Raw genomic sequence first — 19708 nt, forward strand, 5'->3', positions numbered from 1 at the left:
ACTAACTCCTCAAGTATGCGTTTAATCGTGTTTCGTTTACCCGCAGGACGGCTGCGTGGGTAAAACAAACACGACTCGAATCAGCCCGAACATCGGGTTACCGCTGCGCGGAGGTTCCGCACAACGAATTGACTCGCTGCGTTTCCCAAGCACCCGCCACCGAGCAGCGGGTGCCCTGTTGCGACGCTACTTCGCGTACAGGTTTTCGAAGACCTTCAGTTTAGTTCCTGTTGCATAGAACACAGGACGCACATAAGGGTTTTCTGCCGTTGGGAACCCATCAACACGAGTGGTGTTGTACTGGAACCAGGTGGCGTTAGACATAACTTCAATGAACGGCAGATTTTCAGCGGTGAAAATCATCAGCTCGTCGAGGATTTCTGTGCGGCGCTGTTCGTCATCGATACGACCATACTCATCCACCAGCTTGCCGAGTTTTTCAGACGCCATGCCGTGACCGGCGTGCCAGATCTGACCCACACGGGCTGGGTGGTAGTATTCACGGTAACCTTGAATCGGGTTGATGCCGTTGGTGGCTGACCAGTTGAAGGAAACATCGTAGGTGCCGTCTTTCAACGCAGAGTCATACGCAGACCATTCCACGGAATGGGTTGACGCTTTGATGCCGATTTCCGCCAAGTATTCGGTGGTCATCTGCACCGCTTGTACCACGTCGGTCCAGCCGTTCACGATGTCAATCTTGAAATCGATCTTAGAGCCATCTGGGTTTTCCAGGTAGCCGTCACCGTCGACATCTTTATAGCCAGCTTTCTTGAGGATTTTCTTCGCTTCTTTTGGATCGTACTTCGCTAAGTGCGCATACTTTTTGTTGATCTTGTCGTTGAAGTAGGGTTTGAAGTACTGGCCGATACCCACAACCGTATTCTCTGCGGTGGCGTAACCGTACGTCGCCAAGTCAACGATGGTGTCGCGGTCGATCGCCATGGAGAAGGCTTTACGGAAGTTGACGTCGCTGAACGGTTGCTTGCGCGTGTTCAGATACAGGTTCCAGGCGTCGTTCGCTGGGTACCAGTAACCGTGGGTGTCTGGGCTGGGTGCGACATAAGTTTTGTCGATATCGGCCACGAAGTTAGAACCCCAGTCGATCTCATCCGCCATCAACGCCGGCTGAATCTGAGAGTTGTCGGAGTACTGACGAAACTTAATGCAGTCCAGATACGGCAGACCTTCAGCAGCCTTGTAGTAGTTCGGGTTACGGCAGATTTCGACCTGGTTACTGCGCATGGTTTTAACTTCGGTAATCGGTCCGGAACCCACCGGGTTGGTGTTAGCGAACGTGATAATGTCTTTCACTTTTGAAAACACATGTTCAGGCACAATCATCACTTCAGACAGGTACCAGTCGACGGTGGTGTTCGCTTCACTGAAGTTCAGTTTTACTGTGTGACTGCCCACTTTCTCGACGCTCTTGATAACACCGTTGGACCATTGACCGGTCGAATCCAGTTCTGCGTTACCATTGCCCAGGTTGAGGGTGTAGGCCAAGTCATCCGCATCGATGGCCTCACCGTCAGACCAGGTTAAGCCTTTCTTCAAGACAATGGTCATTGATTTTTTATCATCGCCATAGCTGAAGCTTTCGGCCAGGCGCCAGTCAATATTGCCCTGCATGGTGTTCACAAACCACAGAGGTTCGTACATGGTGCCACGCACAAGGTCGAGCTGAACTGTATTCAGCGGATTGAAATCTTCAATAAAGGTTTGGGTGATAATAGGTACTGTTAACGTCCCCCCCTGTTCGTGTTTTGCAGCAGCTTGTGCTTGCATCGCTACGCCGGATGCGAGGGCTGTCATGGCGATGACGCTGGTTAGTTTCTTCATATATACCTCTGTTGTTTTTATAGTTTCTATGAATAGTCCTGACGGACATTTGGATCGAGCCCTGTCCGCAAGGTTCGATCTGTGTTTCCGATAGCATCCATGCGAACTCGAATGCTATCGATAACATTTTTTGAAAATTTTAGTTAGTCTCCAACCGGTAGTTCCACACCTGAAGCTCACCGTTGAGATACAGCAGATCGCCGTGGCTGTCGGCTTGTACTGAGCGCCCTGCCCACGTCAGCGCTGGCGCCACTTCGGAACGATCGTAATCGTTTATCCCTTTGATAAACGCACCGTCGATGCGCGAACCGTCCAACACAATCATGGCGCAACCTTTCGCCGGTAAATGCACCTGCAATGGCTGACCTTTTACCATGACGGTGTGGGTCATGCTGACTGAGGTAAACGACAACACATACAGTAATTGCTTGCCGTTGTGTTGGTACTGAAACAGGTAAGCGCTGTCACAGATCACCGAAGGTTCTGGTAGTAACGACTGCATCAACTGATTAAAACTGTTGGAAATTCCGCCGATCTCGAACGGGTTTTCCGGGGTATAGATAAGCTGCCCCAACCCCATGTGCGTGCGCGACATCCGTTGCCGATCGGTGATGCGATCCGCCAAGACGGTGCACGGTTGCATCCACTGATCAACGGTTGGCAGTTCACCCAACCAAACCAGTTGACCACCCAGCTCCACATATTCGATCAGCTTTTTCTGCACCGCGTCGGCCATAAAGAAACCGCCAACGACGGTCAGATTTTGGTGCGCTAATAACGCCTCAACCGGATCTGTTTCGATATTGGCGATAGTGAAATCGCGGTTCGCTGCCAACTGCGATTGCATATAGGCTTCTAACGCTTTGAAGCCACTGCGCAAGGGTTTTTCGCCAAGCTTGTTGTAGTCACTGGCTTCCTGGGAGTAACAGGCCACGTAACTGTACGGCAAATAAAGACCAAAGGCGGGCTGACGATCGGCTTTACCCAACAGTGCCAACTGCTGATAGGTTTGCAGAAACGCATTCAGGCGGGTTAATAGCGCAGACTTCGCTGTTTGTTCACCGTTCTCGGTAATTGGCGAGCAATCGGGGTAAGGCTTCTGCTGCATGGTGTCGATGCCATCATCCCATTGATCCGTCGACACACCGGTGTACACATTGAACCCGGTAGCGCCAAGCGCCATCGCCAAGACCGTTTGGTAAAACGGAATGTGGTGATAGCGGTAACGCCAATCGTACAGTTTGGAGAAGCCCCAGTTTTCTTCGAGGTTAATGCCGCGCGCACGCTTCACCAACAACAGGTAACGTAAAAACGCGGTTTCATCATGACTGACCACACCGATCCAATTGGTGAAACCGTAATGAATGGGCATGGTCTCTGGCACAACCCGGGTTAGCCAAAAATCGTACCCTCGCGTGTCCGCCAACGGAGGGTTAATGTTGTACAGATGCGGCACCTGCTTCGCCAGCGTGTCACTGAAGCGTTGATAAAGTTCGCCTTGGTGCACGTTCTGATTTTCGGACCACAGCATGAGCGGAATGAGATCACGCTTGTCGTCAACCTTGTCGAAGGTTAAGTCACGCGGCAGTGGCAGCTCAGAAAAATCCGACCAATTCTGCCCAAAAATATCGTTCAGCGCGGACGTTGAGCCAAACTTCTCCTGCAGTTTTTCCTGATAGAAGTGCAGACTGCTGGCGGAAAAATCGTAACTGACCGGGGAATGTTGCCCATCGGAATACATGCCTTCATTCAGTACCTGCAAGGCAATGATTGGACCGGCGGGATACAAAAGCGGCTCCACCACCTCGCGATTTACCGCGCGGAACCAATGCTCGCTCAAATCGCGAAATGTTGGGTTCATCGGCGCGGGCAGTGGGTTATGCCATACCACAGCCTCGCCTTGAGCATTACACCAGGCTTCACCGATGACATCGGCATTGACATTGTCAGGTAACCCACCGAAATCTGTTTCGGCGTGAATAAATGGCCCCGGTTTCACCACGGCATACAGACCCAACTCATGCACGAGCTGCAGAAACAGAATGACATTTTTATTGGGCCGAACCTCTCCGGTAAAATCGTATTGTTTTTCACCGGTTTGATGATGTCGCCAGGGAACATAAAAGGTAATGACATTACAGCCCATGGCTTTTAATGACAGGATACGATCGCGCCAGTTATCAACGTGGTCACGATAGTAGGGATAGTCGGCAGACAGAAACATCATCGGGTTACCGTCGATGTAAAACACGCCGTTTTCAATGGTGCAGTTTGCCTGCTGACTCATACGCTGAAACTCCAAACTTTAGGATTCTGTTGTTGATATTTTTGTTATCGATAACAAACCATCACAAAAATTTTTATTTTTTGGCGGTGCTGTCCCGAACGATTAACTCCGTGGGAATTAACTCTTGCACTGCCTGATAATTCTGTTGTTTTTGCTTAATCCGCTGGACCAACAATTGCGCCAAACGTCGACCAATCTCAAACACCGGTTGTTTCACCGTAGTCAGTCGTGGGTCGGCCATCATATCGACACCAACACCGTCGAAACCAACAACGGACAACTGATTGGGCACACTGATATTCAACTCTTTCGCGGCCTGAGTTACCCCCAATGCGACGATGTCTGACGCACAAACAATACCGGTGACATTCGTGGTACGCAGTACACGCAGCGCTCTGGCTTTGGAGGTGACGGAATCATTTTCCATGTCTGTCACCACCCACTCGGGCTTCACCTGGATACCTGCTTCGGCCATCGCTTTGCGGTAGCCGTCTTCACGTTCTTTTACGTAGGGTTCGTCGGAGTCGTAGCGGAAAAAGGCAATCTCCAAGTGACCCAGATCGAGCAGATGTTTGGTCGCCGTATAAACGCCATTAACGTTATCCACATCGACCCAGTCTACATCGTCATAGCCCTTACCAAACAAAACCACTGGGGAGGGATATTCGCCCACTTTGAGATCCAACGCCTGGCCTTCCCGCAACCCCATGATGATCATCCCGTCGCACTTCAGGTGTGGAGCCATGTCGTGCAGAACCAACTGAGCAATGGTGTTTTCACTGAGTACATCACTGATGCCTGCAAACAAGGTCATAAAATAAGGATCCTGCGCGGTTTGCCGCTCAGACAGCACGATTTTCACCAGCCCGGTCGACTTGGCCACCAAGGCACGAGCCGCCTGGTTACGTTTGTAACCCAGCTTTTCGATAGCCTCTTCAATGCGTTTACGCGCTTTCGGGCTGACCTTATCCGGGTTATTCAGCACGCGCGAAACGGTCATTGCCGAGACTTCGGCCATTTTTGCAACGTCGTAGATTGTACTCATGCGGGCATCTTAATGTTATCGATAACAATTAACAAGATCTGAATCAATAAAGTTAATGGTTTTGGCAGACAAGCGCAAAGATTTCTCTTGCTTGCAGAACATAGGGTTCGCTCATCCTTTGATCTGATAGGACTGAGGTGATTTGAATTAATCAGCGTTGCCTTAAGCGTATTTGGTTAAAATTGTTTCGTGACTGAGTGTCAATGAAAGGTTTTTACTTCAAGGACTGAGCAGGCCTTCACCAGAAGTGAAGCGACGGAATGGTTATTTACGCAAATGTCGATATTCATTGTGATGGTCGATATGTTTTAGCGGTGATGATTCACGAGCGTGTTCATGGGTTGTAGTTTTCTTTCCAAGGGGCGATCCCCTTGAACCCCCTTTTGTCGCCCGCTTTGGTGCTCTTCCTTAATTGCCACTGACTTCGAACGGTCGCTTGAGCGTGCATCCTTGCACGCGCGGCGCTTACAAGGGCATCCATGCCCTTGAATCCGTTGCGAAGTGTCAATTTAGTCAGCCAAAGCAGATGCGACGGAATGGTTATTTACGCCGATGTCGGCAATGGGTTTCAATTGGTGAGTTTGAACTATTTATAAAAAGGAATCATAGATAACCATGGCTGTCGCGAAAGTAACGGTGCCGCTGCTTCAGCACCTTACAAACCGCTACACGCAACCATTCCCACCTCACCCTGCCAGCAAGTTACTTTCGATTAACGTGGCGAAATCGGCCATTTAATTGATATATCAACTATATTCCTGACTGCGATAGAGCTAACGTGCTGTCTTCAAAAACATTGACGTGAGGTTAAATAGCCATGCTGCTAATTACCGGTGCGACAGGCAATGTCGGCGGTTATGTGTGCGACTTACTTTGTCTACAGAACCAGCCTTTTCTTAAAGCCAGCTCCAGGAAAAGGGATGATCCACAAACGCGATGGTTGGATTTTCTGAAGCCCGAATCGTTTCACCATGCGCTGAAGGGCATCACGACCGTTTTCCTTGTACGCCCACCGGCTTTGGCCAACCCAGGGCGAGATATGCTGCCTTTTCTGACGGCTTGCCGCGATCAGGGTATCCAAAAAATCGTGTTTCTATCGTTGCAGGGGGCGGACACTATCGCTGTGACACCACACGCAAAAATCGAAAAGCGTATTGTCGAACTAGGTATACCGTTTGTTTTTCTGAGACCCAGTTTCTTTATGCAGAATCTCACCATGCAACAACGCGCAGACATTCGAGGCCATGACGAAATACTCGTCCCCGCCGGTCGCGGCCAGACAAATTTCATCGACGCGCGCGATATTGCGGAAAGCGCGGTCAAGTGCTTGACTGACTCAGCTCTGCGCAATCGGGCATTTACATTAACGGGTAACATCAGTTATACATACGATACGGTTGCCGAACTCCTGACGCAGGCACTGGGCAGGCCAATCCATTATCGAAAACCCGGTTTGTTACCTTATATTATTCGCACAAGGAAAAAGGGGCATCCGCTCGGCTACGCGGTGATAACGGGTTTGATTTTTACGATGGCACGCTTAGGCAAAGCCAGTGGAAATTCTCAAGACATGGTTCATTTGCTGGGCCGATCCCCTCGCACTCTGGAAGAGTTCATTAAGGAGCACGCACCGCTATGGAATCCAAACATGTGACTGATCTGACTTCTGTGTCGATCGCCAGGCTTTATAAAGCACTCAACCGGTCACTGGACCGTGAAATGCGCGCGCTGGGTTTGCGTGCCGGTCAGCACGCCACGCTTCTCGTACTCGCACAGGAAAGCTCGATGACATTGGCTAGGTTAGCCCGGCAACTGGACATCGACAAAGCCGCGGCAACACGGAGCATTCAATCATTGGAATTAAAAGATTTGGTTGCCGTTCGATACGGTGATACCAATCTAAAAAACCGGTATGTGAGTTTGACGCCGCACGGTCGCGCACTCATTGGGCAAATCAGCTCGGTACTGCTGCGAATTGAAGATCAACTTGAACAGATGATCCCTCAATCCCTGTACGCGGAATTAAAAGTCTACAATGGCATGGCGCAAAACGATGTGAACAATACGACAAAGACCAGCACTTTTACCGATTAACGATCGACACTAGGAGCCAACTATGGGCACCAGCACACCAGTTCACACCCATCAGCATGTCATTATCGGAGCCGGGATTATCGGATTAATGACCGCGTGGCATTTGCAGCAAGCGGGCAAAAAGGTGTTGCTTATTGACCGGGTACTGCCGGGAGACAGGAACCAAACCTCCTACGGGAACGCAGGCGTACTGTCTTTTGCCTCATTCCGCCCAATCGCGGAACCTGGCGCGTGGCAGCAGGGACTTCAGGGCTTACTCAAGCCAAATTCTGCGCTGAAAATCCGGTGGCGGTATTTACCCACCCTGTCACCCTGGTTGTGGGCATTCTTGAAGGAATCCCGTCGTGACAAAGCCGATGCGAATGCGTCGGCCATCTTAGCGCTGAATAATCATTCCAAAACCTGCTGGCAGTCCGCCCGCCAGACGCTGCAGCTATCCGATCTGGTGGAAGCCACCGGCTGGATAAAGTTGTTTGAATCCGATGCGGCATTCCAAGCGCAATTGAAACAGACACCATTACTCGACTCCGCCGGGCTTGGTTGGCAGGCCTTAACCGGACACGAGGTCCGCGATTTGGAACCAGAAATCGGCCCTGCAATCCAACACGGATTCTGGCAGAAGGACTCTCTGTTCTTGCGCCAACCACACCATGTTATCCAGCGGCTGGCTGAGGTGATCCGGGAACGAGGGGGTGAATTCCGGCAAGAAAACGTGCAGGCATTACAGAAAACACAAGAAGGTTTGACCATTCACATGCAGCACCAATCACTGGCGGCAACACAAGTGTCCCTGTGCGCAGGAGCGTTTTCGCAGCGCTTGCTGGCCACCGTGGGCGACAATGTTCCACTGGAAACGGAACGGGGTTACCACATCATGATGCCGGGTTGCGATACGCTTACGCGACCGATCATGCATGTTGAAAAACAGATTGTGGTGTCGCCCATGTTGGAAGGATTGCGTATGACCACCGGCGAAGAGTTGGCCGGGCTGGATGCGCCCGCTGATTATCGAATGATTCAGCGCAAGCACAAACTGTTAACGGCATTGCTGCCAAAGCTCGATCGCACCATAAAAACCCAATGGCTGGGTTTCCGGCCGTCACTGCCCGACTCCAAGCCCATCATCGGTCGGCACCCCAGAATACAAGGGTTAACCATGGCGTTTGGTCACGGCCATTTGGGGATGACGCAAAGCGCTGCCACCGGTGAGTTAATGAGCCAGATTATTCTGGGAATGGACACCGCAATCGATACAGAGCCCTTTTCATTTGCTCGATTCGGCAATACACGTCAGTAAATAACACCGGCTGAGGGGACAGAGTAAAAGCATTTCTCCTGCTAGGGCACCTCTGAATAATTGCTCTCTACCTCAGCGGGTGAAGAAATGCGCAAAATTCGAGGCAAGTTCTGCAGGCAATATTCATTATCTTGGCAAAGGACTTAACAACGAAATTTGCCATTTCAGCCCCGCCCTCCGGGTCCTTCAGATCGATGAGGGAGCTTTGTTGTGTGTTTTGAAAAGGACTCGCCATTCCCTGCAACACACGCCTCGCTCATCCTTCGATCTGATAGGACTGAGGTGATTCGTATTAATCAGAGTTGCCCTAGGTTTGTAAAAGGCGCACGAGGTAACCCAGCCCCGTGCACCTTTGCTTTCAAATCAACTTAGTCCGCAGAGCGAATACGGAACCAGTTGATGTTGAAACCACCGGCTTGTGCCGCAATGGCAATTTCAACCGGCCCTGCTGGCAACGTCACCGTATGCGATATCGTTTGCCAAGCTTGCCAGTTACCGGTATTTGGCACGTCAATTTGTCCAAAAACAGAATTGCCACCGCGCGCTTCCAATTGAATTTTGCCACCCGAATTAGGGCTGGCAACGCGGTACTCCACAATATAACTTCCGGTTTCTGGCACGTTCAGAACCGGGAAAATCATCCAGTCGAAGGTGTCGATCCAGCCAACATTCAAACCACCACCCACGTCCGATGTGTTTTCGGTTTGTACGCCCTGCATCAGCGTAAAACTCTCTGCTTCAATAAAGGCATCCAGCTTATTGCTTGAACCGCCATCACCGGTGTCACAGGTCATGCCGGTGAACTGGCCATCGTGCGAAATCTGAGCGGTGAACACCGCGGACGCACCTGGCGCCAGGCTTTGGGTATTACTGGCGGTCAATTGCTGACCACTGCCGGTAACGGTTGCGCCCCATGCATCGACCGCCCCCACTTGGCTGGACGACTTCAACACAACCTGCCAACCATTCACTGTGTGTTGCGAAATATTGGTGACCTTAACATCACGCACAATGGCTCCGTTGTTCCAGATGTCGAAACTCGCTATCGAACAACTCAGGGAAACCACCGGTGGAACGGTTGTAGTAATCACAGCATCCGCAAAATCATTGGCGCCCTGGTTATCCACCACTTCCAATTCGACGTTGAACTGGTCCGCTGTGTCGTATTCATGGGTGACTTGCACGCCACTGGCGGTTTGTCCATCACCGAAACGCCACAGGTATTGTGTGATTTCGCCATCGGCATCACGCGAGGCAGACGCATCAAAGGAGGCCGATAAATGATTGACCGAGACAGTAAACGAGGCTTCCGGTGGCAGGTTGATCACGTCACCTACGGAAAAGGGCACCGCCGTTGATACCGCTCGCTTGCCATCGTTATCGGTTACTTCGGCCACTAAACTGTAGGCACCATCAGCCAGAGAAGTCAGCTCTACAGAATAGGGCTCTGTGGTATCCGTCGCGACGCTGACACCGTTCAACGCAAAACTGACGGACTGCACAAAACCGTCAGCGTCCTGAGCCGATGCCGACGCCGTCACAACCTCGCCGGGCAGAAAGTTCTGCCCCGCAAACGGCGACGTTAACTCTACCGTCGGGTCGCCACTGTCTGCCTGTGCATAGTCATCATAGAACGCCAGCACCCAAGCTAATGCGCTGTTCCAGTTAATGGTGATTTCGTTGGTCGACCATGCGCCAATATCATCGATATAACAGGTTTGCGGTCGGCTCTGGCAACCATCGAGAGCGTTACGTGAGAGATCATCTTCCAACCCAACGTTTGGACCACCCGAAAAGGCGCCGGGTATGGCCCAGGGAAAAGCGCCGTCTTTGGCACCGGCCCACACTCGATGATGAGGTTGTTGCGTGGTTTTTTCACCGTGCCAGGTGATGTAGGAGTTCGACAGCGGGTTCTGACCAAACAGATAATTCACGCCGTAACCCACCGCCTGTGCGTATTCGTTATTTCCGGTGAGGTCATAGGCGATGCCCAAGATGGTCAGCACATTGGCAATCATATTGTTAGAACCCCAGACATACTCACTGGACGTGATGGGCGTTAAGTACCCCTCACCACGGACCACCGACAAACGCTGATTCGCAATATCAATCAACTTTTGCCGGGCCTGCGCTCGCAAGTTGTCCGTGTGCGGTGTCGGTACTGTCGCCAGCGACATAACACCCGCCAGTTGTACCTGTTGCCAGCTGTAGTCGGAAACGCCTATGGCACCGATGTTAATATCACCCAAGTACTTGGCGTCACTTGTGGTGATGTATAACTCCGCGGCTGCCCAGAAAAACTCGTCAGCTAATGAGGTGTCGCCATAGGACCCGCCGCCGCTGTTATAAGGTGTGTCTGGCAGGGTGATATTGCTGTGCTGTTTGGCTGCATCCCAGGCTTTTATGGCAGCAGTTTCACATTGGTTAGCGAAGGCTGGATCAATCTCCCGCCACAAACGCGCGCATTGCGCCCCGGTGGCAGCCAGATTCAACGTGGCCGCTGTGGACGGTGGAACCAGATAACGAGGTCGGTCATCTTGGTGTGGATACAGAGGTATGCCCGTCCACGTTGCGTCGTGCATTTTATGATGCACCATGCCAGCTTTGTCGCGACCATCGGGCACTTGCATCGCCAGCATAAAACGCATCTGCCAACGGATTTCGTCGAGAATGTCGGGCACGCCATTACCGCTTTCCGGGATATTCAAAGTACCATCGGCAAACCGTGCCTCGGTGCTGCGTAAATGCAGCGCGGTTTCATACATGTTGGCCAATTTAAACACTGAGATACCACCATTCACCACATACTTACCGTGATCGCCAGCGTCATACCAACCATAGGGGACATCCAGCGAGTAGTTGCAGGTTCCTGGCCAGCAAGGCACCCCAAAATCACCTTGATTCACACCTTGATTCAGGTGACCAGCCGGTCGTGCCCATTTCGCATCGTTGCCGAAAGAGCCCAATCCGCCACCGGTAAACTCGGTACGAATCTCTATGCCGCTGCGGTTGTGATAAAAGTATTTAATCGAATCGTACGCTACACCGGTGAATACACTGGGGGCAATATCGAAGGGGTAACTCTGATCGCCACCCACGACAAGCCTCAAACTGTTATCGATAACATCTACAGAAGTGAAATCAATCTGATGGACGCTTTCACCAGAGGCAGAATCGAACCCCTTTGGCGTTGTTGTGCCACTGGCTATCGTCTGGCCGCTTTTCTCAAGGCGCCAGTTCAGCGGTGAGTTCGAGCTGCTGGCGTAGGTTGCGATTTTATTGCTGCCCGGCAAATAGCCCAATTGATTGACTCGAGGGTTCCCTTCCACCGCGGCCACCTGAGCGGAAATCAGCGTGATTGCCGCGATACCCAGAGCGCGTTTTACTTGTGTTTGAGACTCGAGCCAGGTTTGCGCTGCGAATCGGTTGACTGCTTTGGCCCGAAAAACGGCCGCGGTCAGGTTATGCAGAATCATAGTAAACTCCGTTAGTAATTATTGTTGTTTCCGAAGACATAACAGCTGGCTTAGAACTGTTATCGATAACAAATCAAGCGTTTAAAAAATACCTGTTACCGGCATTTCCCATGATGTGACCGTTTTATTGTTGTCTTTGCCTATGAGCAATCCGGTTCATCATCACCCTCAGAAACTTAGCGGCAGGTTCCGCCAATTTCAAGCTTTTTATAATTTTTAAGTTTGCTGGGGGGCGTTAATGCGCTTCAATGGCGTCCATAAAATCGACCTAGAGATAACGATAAGTTATTGATAAATAGGGATATTTTAAAAAATACGTCATTTTTCAGGGCCTGCTAGCCAGCACCAAAACCTGCAAAAAAATTATTCCATATTAGATTACAGACTGGCGCAAATGCTGAACCGGTGACAGGCCAAACAACCGCTTATATTCGCGACTGAATTGAGAAGGACTCTCATACCCGACATTAAAAGCCGCCTCGTTTACCGGCAATTGCTCGATAAAAATCTGATGTTTGGCGTGATGCAAACGGATATTTTTGACGTACTGCAAGGGCGACAAATGCGTTACGTTTTTAAAGTGTTCGTGAAAGGTCGATGGACTCATGGCCGCTATGTCAGCCAGTTCTTCCACTTTCAGCGCGTGATTGTAATGGCGGTGAATGTAATGCACCACCTGAGCGATACGGTTGTTGTGACGATCCTGCGTCACAAAATTGCGCAGCAGATGTGCCTGCGTCCCTTGCAGCAGATGAAACAGAATTTCACGGTAATACATCGGTGCCAGCACCGCTGCCTGCTCGGGCTGTTGCGCGGTGGAGATCAACCGATGAATGCTGCCCGCTAACGCTTCATTGGATTCAGAGACAAAAATACCGCTGTCACTCTGATCCGCCTGCATCGAGTGCGCAGGCAGTTGATTGACCAGCTCCGCCAGAATGGTCAGATCGATATCCAACCGGATCGCTAAAAATGGTTTGGCGGGCTGGGCATTAAAAACTCGGCATCGCAATGGTAACGGCACCGTCAACACCAGGTACTGGAACTCGTTGTACACAAAGCGTTGCTCACGCAACCAGGCTTCCTTCTCACCCTGCACCACAAAATAAATACTCGGGTCGTACACCAATGGGGTTAATGGCTGCGGTTCGGTCACGCGATACAGGCTGGTAAAAGGCAGGAGGTTCTGCGACATCCCTTCGGCCTGCACCATCGAATCGACCAATTCTGCTATCGTTGCTAAGTTCAATGGGGGCTCCGCACATTCTGTTGTGGTCAGTATCGCTGGTTTTACACGGCATGTTGAGTCCGCTTAGTGAATTCCGGAGGATTAGGCAAGTCGGCGCGAGTTACGGGCTAACGGGATGACCGGCTTGGCGTGAATAATGGCTGTGTTATCGATCAGGTCAACTCAACGAAGAGGGAAGCACATGAAAACAGTTAAACTGGGTCAACAGGGCTTAGAGGTCTCAGCCATGGGGTTGGGCTGTATGGGCATGTCCGACTTTTACGGCCACAAACGTCCGGAAGATGTGGACGCCACCCTACTCGCCGCCGTTGAACAAGGCATTACGTTTTGGGACAGCGCGGAAATGTACGGCCCTTTCACCAATGAACAATTGCTCGGTGACCGCATTAAAGCTCTGGGCATCGAGCGCAATAAACTGACATTGGCCACCAAATTTGGCGTCACGCGTGAAACCGATGGTACCTGGCTCGGGTTCAACAGCACCCCCGCCCAAATTCGACAATCCTGTGAAGGCAGCTTACGCCGTTTGCAGACGGAGACCATCGACTTGTATTACCAGCACCGAGTCGATCCGAACGTGCCGATTGAAGAGGTTGTAGGCACACTGGCCGACCTGGTCACCGAAGGTAAGATCCGCCACATCGGTTTATCGGAAGCCAGTGAAGATATTATTCGCCGTGCACATAAGGTTCATCCGATTACCGCGCTGCAAGGCGAGTATTCGCTGTGGACAAGAGATTTGGGCGCAGGCGTATTACCGGCGCTGCAAGAGCTCGGGATTGGGTTGGTCACGTACAGTCCGCTGGGGCGTGGTTTCTTAACCGGGGCGATTAAGTCGCGAAACGATTTGGCCGCAGACGATTGGCGGTTAACCAATCCGCGATTCTCGGAAGATAATTTCGCAAAAAACCTGGAGTTTGTCGCCGAGATTGAAGCCATGGCATCTCGTAAAGCCTGCACCCCGGCACAAATTGCATTGGCCTGGATTACGCATCAGGGATTCATACCGATTCCCGGTACTCGCAACCCGAATCGGCTTGTGGAAAACGCCGGTGCACTTACGGTTGAATTGACCGCAGAAGAACTGAACTGGCTGAGCAACGAACTGTCGACTGACGACATTCATGGTGAACGCTACGCGTAAACAAAAAAAGGCCATGCGGTTAACCGCATGGCCAAGATCACATCAAAGCACGATCATGACAAGAACACTTTTTCGTCTTAAAAAACCTTGTTAGGTACCAATAACGCCACCATCTTCGCGCGAGATAGCGATGACCGCAGAGCGTGGAACACCATCTTTATGCGCATTCGGCCAGGTCTCGCTCGGGTGCTGAATACCGACGAACAACGTGCGTTGATCATTCGCAAAAGCACTGCCAGTAATCTCACAACCACGAGGACCCACCAGGAAGCGACGGATGTGCCCGGTCACCGGATCGGCACACAGCATCTGATTGTTGCCCTGCCCGGCAAATTTGCCTTCGTTTGAATAATCACCATCAGTTTGAATCCACAAACGGCCGTCGGCATCGAACGCCAAACCATCTGGGCTGTTGAACATGTTGTCGGCGTTTACGTTATCGCTACCCGCCATTGCACCGGTTTGCGTCGTTGGATTACCCGCCACCACAAACAGATCCCAACCAAACCGCGAAGACAGGTGGTCGCGGTTTTCCGGCACCCAACGAACGATATGACCGAAATCATTTTTCGCGCGAGGGTTCGCTCCGTTGACGGGTTGATCGTCTTTCACACCACGGTTTTTATTGTTGGTCAACGTACAGAACACCATCGGTGACGACGGGTGACACGCAACCCACTCCGGTCGATCCATGGTAGTCGCGCCGACAAAACGAGCCGCCAATCGCGCATACACCAAGATATATTCCTGACTGTCGAAACCATTGGCTTCGGTTAAACCGTTTTTACCATAGCTCAGTTCAACCCATTCACCGCTGCCGTTGTCATTAAATTTTGCCGCGTACAACGTCCCGTTTTCCAGTAACGTCATGTTGTGGGCGCGGTTACCTTCGATGTAGGTTTTATCGGATACGAACTTGTAGACAAATTCACCGCGTTCATCATCGCCCATATAGACAACCGCATGGCCGTCGGCCGACAAAGTCAGCGCCGCATTTTCATGCTTAAAGCGACCCAGAGCGGATCGTTTCATCGCTTTGGATTCAGGATTCAACGGATCGATCTCCACAATCCACCCAAACCGGTTGGCTTCATTGGGATGCTCGGCAAGGTTAAAACGTTCTTCGGTGGGCCACCAGTTATAGTCGAAGCCTGTTTCGGATAAGCCGTACGCTTTTTGTTCTTTACTCAGTGAGGTGCCTTTCGGTGCGCCAAAGTATCCGTTGAAATTTTCTTCACAGGTGAGATAGGTATCCCAGGGTGTACGGCCATTACCGCAATTATTGAAGGTCCCGATGATACGGCGACCACTCGGATCCGCAGCTGTTTTCAACAACGCGTGCCCTGCGACAGGGCCGGTCATCACAAACTCGTCAGCATCGCCATGAAAGCGTCGATTCAGTTTGCCATTTTTCGCAACTTTCCATTGACCTTTTTTATTCTTAGATACTTCGAAGACGTTCACCCCGTGCGCTGCGATTTCTTTTTTCACGTCATCCGTGGTCAGGTTTTCACCCTTGTGCACGTGCATAAATTCTTTGTTGATGTATTCACTGTTTACTGCCATCACGCCACGGTTTTCATCGAGTTTTCCGTCGTCGCTGCGCAGATGAAACAGGCTCATCCCATCGGTGTTATCGCCAAATTGTGTTTTCTGATCAGCGGCCGTGTTGGTGACAGCGAACTTGGCTCCGCTTTTCACAATTGGATCACCCCAGGCAACCAACACGTCATAGCGATAGCCTTCCGGCAACGACACGGTATCGGCGGTGCTCATAGGGATTTGCTTGAAACTCATCAGCGTCGTTGCCTGGCTGACGGCGTTGGCCAAGGTAGACGTACCGGCCAGAAATCCCGACGCGCCAATCGCGCCACCAGTTTTAATTAAGTTTCGTCGTGATACTGCATTATTCAACAGGGCGTCGAAGGCAACGGACTTGTGAGCGTCATTTTCCATGGTTTATCTCCTGGTACATCGTATTGTCGTTATAGGCGCGCACATACTAGGAGTGAAATATGAAAGATCTGTGACAAATGGATGACAGTTTGACGGCGCGGCCGGTGCACAACGCGCCGGCCAGCTTTACCATGCACCAGCTGTCTTACAACAGACTTTGAACCTGACCGACATACATGGCGGTAACCGACGACGGCTGACTGGCTTGCATACGGCTTAACCATTGATCCAGACAAAATTGCAGGTCACCCGGACCGCGCAGTTGATCAAACACGTCCATCAACATCATGTCCAATTCATCGTCAAGATATTGCTGACTGCACATGGCCAGAATCCGACGTAGGTTTGCCAGCTTTGCCGGTACAGGAATCGAAGAAACCCGTAACGGGCTAGCAGACGTTGCAGTCGGTGCCGAGATAGGGTCGGGTTTAGGCATGGCGTCCGCGAATGACGGCAGCGGTTGGTCTGCACTGATAAGCCCACTGTTATATAAACCCGAAATTCGTGCAATGGCCGTTTCATCAAAGGTCGGAAATAAATCCCGAAGTCGTTTACGACCATCTATCATGATCAACAGCTGTCGCTGTTTCGCAGACAAATCGCGTGACCGTTCGGCAATCGCAGCTTTGCCCTGCTCTGTTTTAGCGAAGACTAAATCTCTGTCCATAACCTGACCTTATTTTTGTTTTGGTGGTAAGGCGATTCTGAATAATAACTATCTACCTAAGTAAGCGCAGAACTTCGCAAATGTCGAGGCAAATTCAGTAGGCAATATTCAGCATCTTGGCAAAAGGCTTAGCAAAGAAATTTGCCATTCCAGCCCCGCCCTTTGGGTCCTCCAGATCGATAGCTGAGCATTATTGTGTTTTTTGAAAAGGACTCGCCATTTCCTGCACCATACGCCTCGCTCATCCCTCGCTCTCACAGAACTGAGGTGATTTGCAATAGTAATCTCAGATGCCCTAAAGACCGTTAGCACTGTATCACAGCTGAGTGATGCAAAGAACAAATCAAAACCAAAAATACATTTAAAAACAACAGGTTGCGTGATTAATGGTAGCAACCAATCAGACCACAATTTCGTACAGTGAAGTGAGTACCGCCACAAATTTACGATGTACAGATTCAGCATACGCACGACGTATGCCCAACAAAATTGCCAACGAGGTCATACCGAGACATTGAACCGGTCGACAACTTCAAACATGGTCTACTTTCATACCTCGACGCCTTGATGGACATCACATTATTTGTCATATCCGACGTTACACTGCCGCCGCAGATTTCGCAGTCGCCAGATTTCGCAAACGCGCTGTGCAGTAGCAGTTCCTACCCCGTTTGATGCATCCGATTTTGCGGACATCTTTTCAACAAACATCAAAATTTTTTAAGGGCACCACAATGAAAAAATCACTCATACCGATTGCACTTGCTTGTGCAAGTATCTCTTTGCTTCCATCATTTTCATCGGCCGAAGATACCTTACACTGGAGTTACGCCGGACACGAAGGCCCCGAATACTGGGGATCACTGTCACCTGAATTTCAAACTTGTAAAACAGGGAAAAATCAGTCGCCGATTGACATCGAGTCAGCGATTGAGAGTGCATTACCGGAACTGACGTTTCTGTACACCAAAGCAGCCACAGAGGCGCTAAATAACGGCCATACGGTGCAAGTTAATTTCCCTGCCGGGAATACCCTGGTGATTGAAGAACTAACCTATGAGCTGAAGCAGTTTCACTTTCATACCCCCAGTGAAAACAAACTGGAAGGGCAATCGTTCCCGTTGGAAGCGCATTTCGTTCACGCCGATGCCGAGGGCAACTTGGCTGTCGTTGCGCAATTTTTCCATGAAGGCGATGCAAATGTAGCACTGACAGATTTATTGAAAAACGTACCAGACGAAACAAACCCAACGATAACGATCTCACACGCTTTAGAGGCAAAGACGCTATTGAACACCGATAACGGTTACTACCGTTTCTCGGGTTCCCTGACAACACCTCCTTGTACTGAAGGCGTTCAATGGTTGGTGATGAAAGAACCGATGACCGCATCCGCTGAACAGATTTCCCAACTGGGAGAGGCCATGCATCAGCCGAACAGTCGACCCACTCAGCCACTGAATGATCGAGTCGTATTGAAGTAAAGAACGATCAGCTGAACAACACAGGGATGTGGTGTTTATAGACATAGTCGGCTTGATATTGTCAGACATACGCTACTCTTTAGTACTTCCCTCTCGCCAAACCAACAATCGATTTCCACGAACATTTTAGAGACGCCTCACAAAAAAAGCATTCGGCCATTGCTTTCGCGCTCGCCTGAACGAACTATGTAACCGCTTACATTGATGCATTTGTGCTCGTTGTGGCGGCCGAAAACCAATCAAGGATCGAGAAATGAGAGAGCACATAACTCTAGAAACACCCCATTTATCAGATAGTTACGAAGTGTTGGAGGCTTTTCAAGCGGGCCAGGTTGCCTGCATAAAAGCGTCTGAGCTGCTTATTGACGACGTTAGGGCACTAAATTTTGATACATTGAAAAATCAACATAGAGATGTGCCTATCAGCGGACACACCAAGTTTGAAGACGGCGTGTTCAAACCAACCCTGTCGAGTACTGAAACGTTTATTAATAAACTCGAAAAGTTCATCTCACTGAATCGACTTCCCACGGCTTCACAGAGAGCGTATTTCTATGGTGTCGTCAATGCGCGCAGATATTTTTTCAAAAACGTCATCTACGGGCCAGTAGCAGACATGCATGCTACACAAGCGTCTTACTTATGGTTGGGCATGTCATCAGGCGGACTGCATTACGACGCCCTCGACAATGTCCTGTTCCAGATCCAAGGCGTTAAACAAATTACTGTATTCCCCCCACAATACGCTGACCAGATATCGCAAAAGCACTATGTCGCACTCGACAATGAGTTGGATCTTTTTTCCGTCGAAAACAAAACTAAGCACCCGTTTCTTAGTGAAGTTCCAAGCTACACGATTGAGCTGCACCCTGGCGATGCCGTGGTGATTCCGTCGGCGGCCTATCACTCCCCCAAGTCGCTAACCTTTGATTCAATCTCAGTAAATTCATTCCTAAATCCAAAGGCCTTCGGTAAAAATTTTAGAAGTCGATTCGCTCGCGATGAGGAAAATACCTCTTGGGTTAACTCAAATTATCATGCCATCGCTTCTCGAGCTGAGTTCCTGCGCACTGGCGTGCCATCTTTAAAAACAGGCCACTACGAAATAATTTAAATATCTCTAAGGACAGACATGAACCTGCCAAACCATAATTACGCGTTGCAGTT

13 protein-coding genes are annotated in these 19708 nt (G+C 50.5%); 6 read left to right on the forward strand and 7 right to left on the reverse strand.

Annotated features, from left to right (window positions below):
• Window positions 1-186: 186 nt before the first annotated feature.
• The 3 genes from IYN85_RS23325 to IYN85_RS23335 form a co-directional block, all read right to left on the reverse strand.
• On the reverse strand, window positions 187-1842 hold the full coding sequence (locus IYN85_RS23325) for an ABC transporter substrate-binding protein (protein WP_230390945.1): 1656 nt from the start codon (window positions 1840-1842) through the stop codon (window positions 187-189).
• Window positions 1843-1981: 139 nt separating this feature from the next.
• Window positions 1982-4129: a beta-galactosidase gene (locus IYN85_RS23330; RefSeq protein WP_196161381.1), complete on the reverse strand. Its 2148-nt coding sequence runs from the start codon at window positions 4127-4129 to the stop codon at window positions 1982-1984.
• Between the two features lie 73 nt (window positions 4130-4202).
• A complete protein-coding gene (locus tag IYN85_RS23335) occupies window positions 4203-5174 on the reverse strand; it encodes a LacI family DNA-binding transcriptional regulator (RefSeq protein ID WP_196161382.1) in 972 nt (323 codons plus the stop codon).
• An 817-nt stretch (window positions 5175-5991) separates the two neighbouring features.
• On the opposite strand from IYN85_RS23335, the gene IYN85_RS23340 reads away from it, so the two are divergent.
• The 3 genes from IYN85_RS23340 to IYN85_RS23350 are packed head-to-tail and all read left to right on the forward strand — an operon-like array spanning window position 5992 to window position 8565.
• Window positions 5992-6828, forward strand: a complete 837-nt coding sequence (locus IYN85_RS23340) for an SDR family oxidoreductase (protein WP_196161383.1) — start codon at window positions 5992-5994, stop codon at window positions 6826-6828.
• Entirely contained in the window at window positions 6810-7268 is a 459-nt protein-coding gene (locus IYN85_RS23345; protein WP_196161384.1) for a MarR family winged helix-turn-helix transcriptional regulator, read from the forward strand. The genes IYN85_RS23340 and IYN85_RS23345 overlap by 19 nt, the downstream gene beginning before the upstream one ends.
• A 22-nt stretch (window positions 7269-7290) precedes the next feature.
• Window positions 7291-8565, forward strand: coding sequence for an FAD-binding oxidoreductase (locus IYN85_RS23350; protein ID WP_196161385.1), 1275 nt, complete (start codon window positions 7291-7293; stop codon window positions 8563-8565).
• Window positions 8566-8933: 368 nt separating this feature from the next.
• On the opposite strand, the gene IYN85_RS23355 is transcribed toward IYN85_RS23350, so the two are convergent.
• Window positions 8934-12041 carry a glycoside hydrolase family 9 protein gene (locus tag IYN85_RS23355; RefSeq protein ID WP_196161386.1) on the reverse strand — a complete coding sequence of 1036 codons (3108 nt, stop codon included), beginning with the start codon at window positions 12039-12041 and terminating at the stop codon, window positions 8934-8936.
• Window positions 12042-12414: 373 nt separating this feature from the next.
• Entirely contained in the window at window positions 12415-13290 is an 876-nt protein-coding gene (locus tag IYN85_RS23360) for an AraC family transcriptional regulator (RefSeq protein ID WP_196161387.1), read from the reverse strand.
• A 181-nt stretch (window positions 13291-13471) separates the two neighbouring features.
• On the opposite strand from IYN85_RS23360, the gene IYN85_RS23365 reads away from it, so the two are divergent.
• Window positions 13472-14434: an aldo/keto reductase gene (locus tag IYN85_RS23365; RefSeq protein ID WP_196161388.1), complete on the forward strand. Its 963-nt coding sequence runs from the start codon at window positions 13472-13474 to the stop codon at window positions 14432-14434.
• Between the two features lie 90 nt (window positions 14435-14524).
• Here IYN85_RS23365 and IYN85_RS23370 read toward each other — a convergent pair whose 3' ends face one another.
• Together IYN85_RS23370 and IYN85_RS23375 are read right to left on the reverse strand one after the other, a co-directional pair.
• Window positions 14525-16390 (reverse strand): PhoX family phosphatase, encoded by a 1866-nt coding sequence (locus tag IYN85_RS23370; RefSeq protein WP_196161389.1) that lies wholly within the window; start codon window positions 16388-16390, stop codon window positions 14525-14527.
• A 145-nt stretch (window positions 16391-16535) separates the two neighbouring features.
• A complete protein-coding gene (locus tag IYN85_RS23375) occupies window positions 16536-17057 on the reverse strand; it encodes a hypothetical protein (RefSeq protein ID WP_196161390.1) in 522 nt (173 codons plus the stop codon).
• 734 nt (window positions 17058-17791) lie between these two features.
• On the opposite strand from IYN85_RS23375, the gene IYN85_RS23380 reads away from it, so the two are divergent.
• Window positions 17792-18541: a carbonic anhydrase gene (locus IYN85_RS23380; RefSeq protein ID WP_196161391.1), complete on the forward strand. Its 750-nt coding sequence runs from the start codon at window positions 17792-17794 to the stop codon at window positions 18539-18541.
• Between the two features lie 253 nt (window positions 18542-18794).
• Complete coding sequence (locus IYN85_RS23385) at window positions 18795-19655, forward strand: cupin-like domain-containing protein (RefSeq protein ID WP_196161392.1); 861 nt, start codon at window positions 18795-18797, stop codon at window positions 19653-19655.
• Window positions 19656-19708 lie beyond the last annotated feature (53 nt).

The organism is Reinekea sp. G2M2-21, from assembly GCF_015687175.1.
In the GTDB taxonomy this organism is placed as follows: Bacteria; Pseudomonadota; Gammaproteobacteria; order Pseudomonadales; family Natronospirillaceae; genus Reinekea.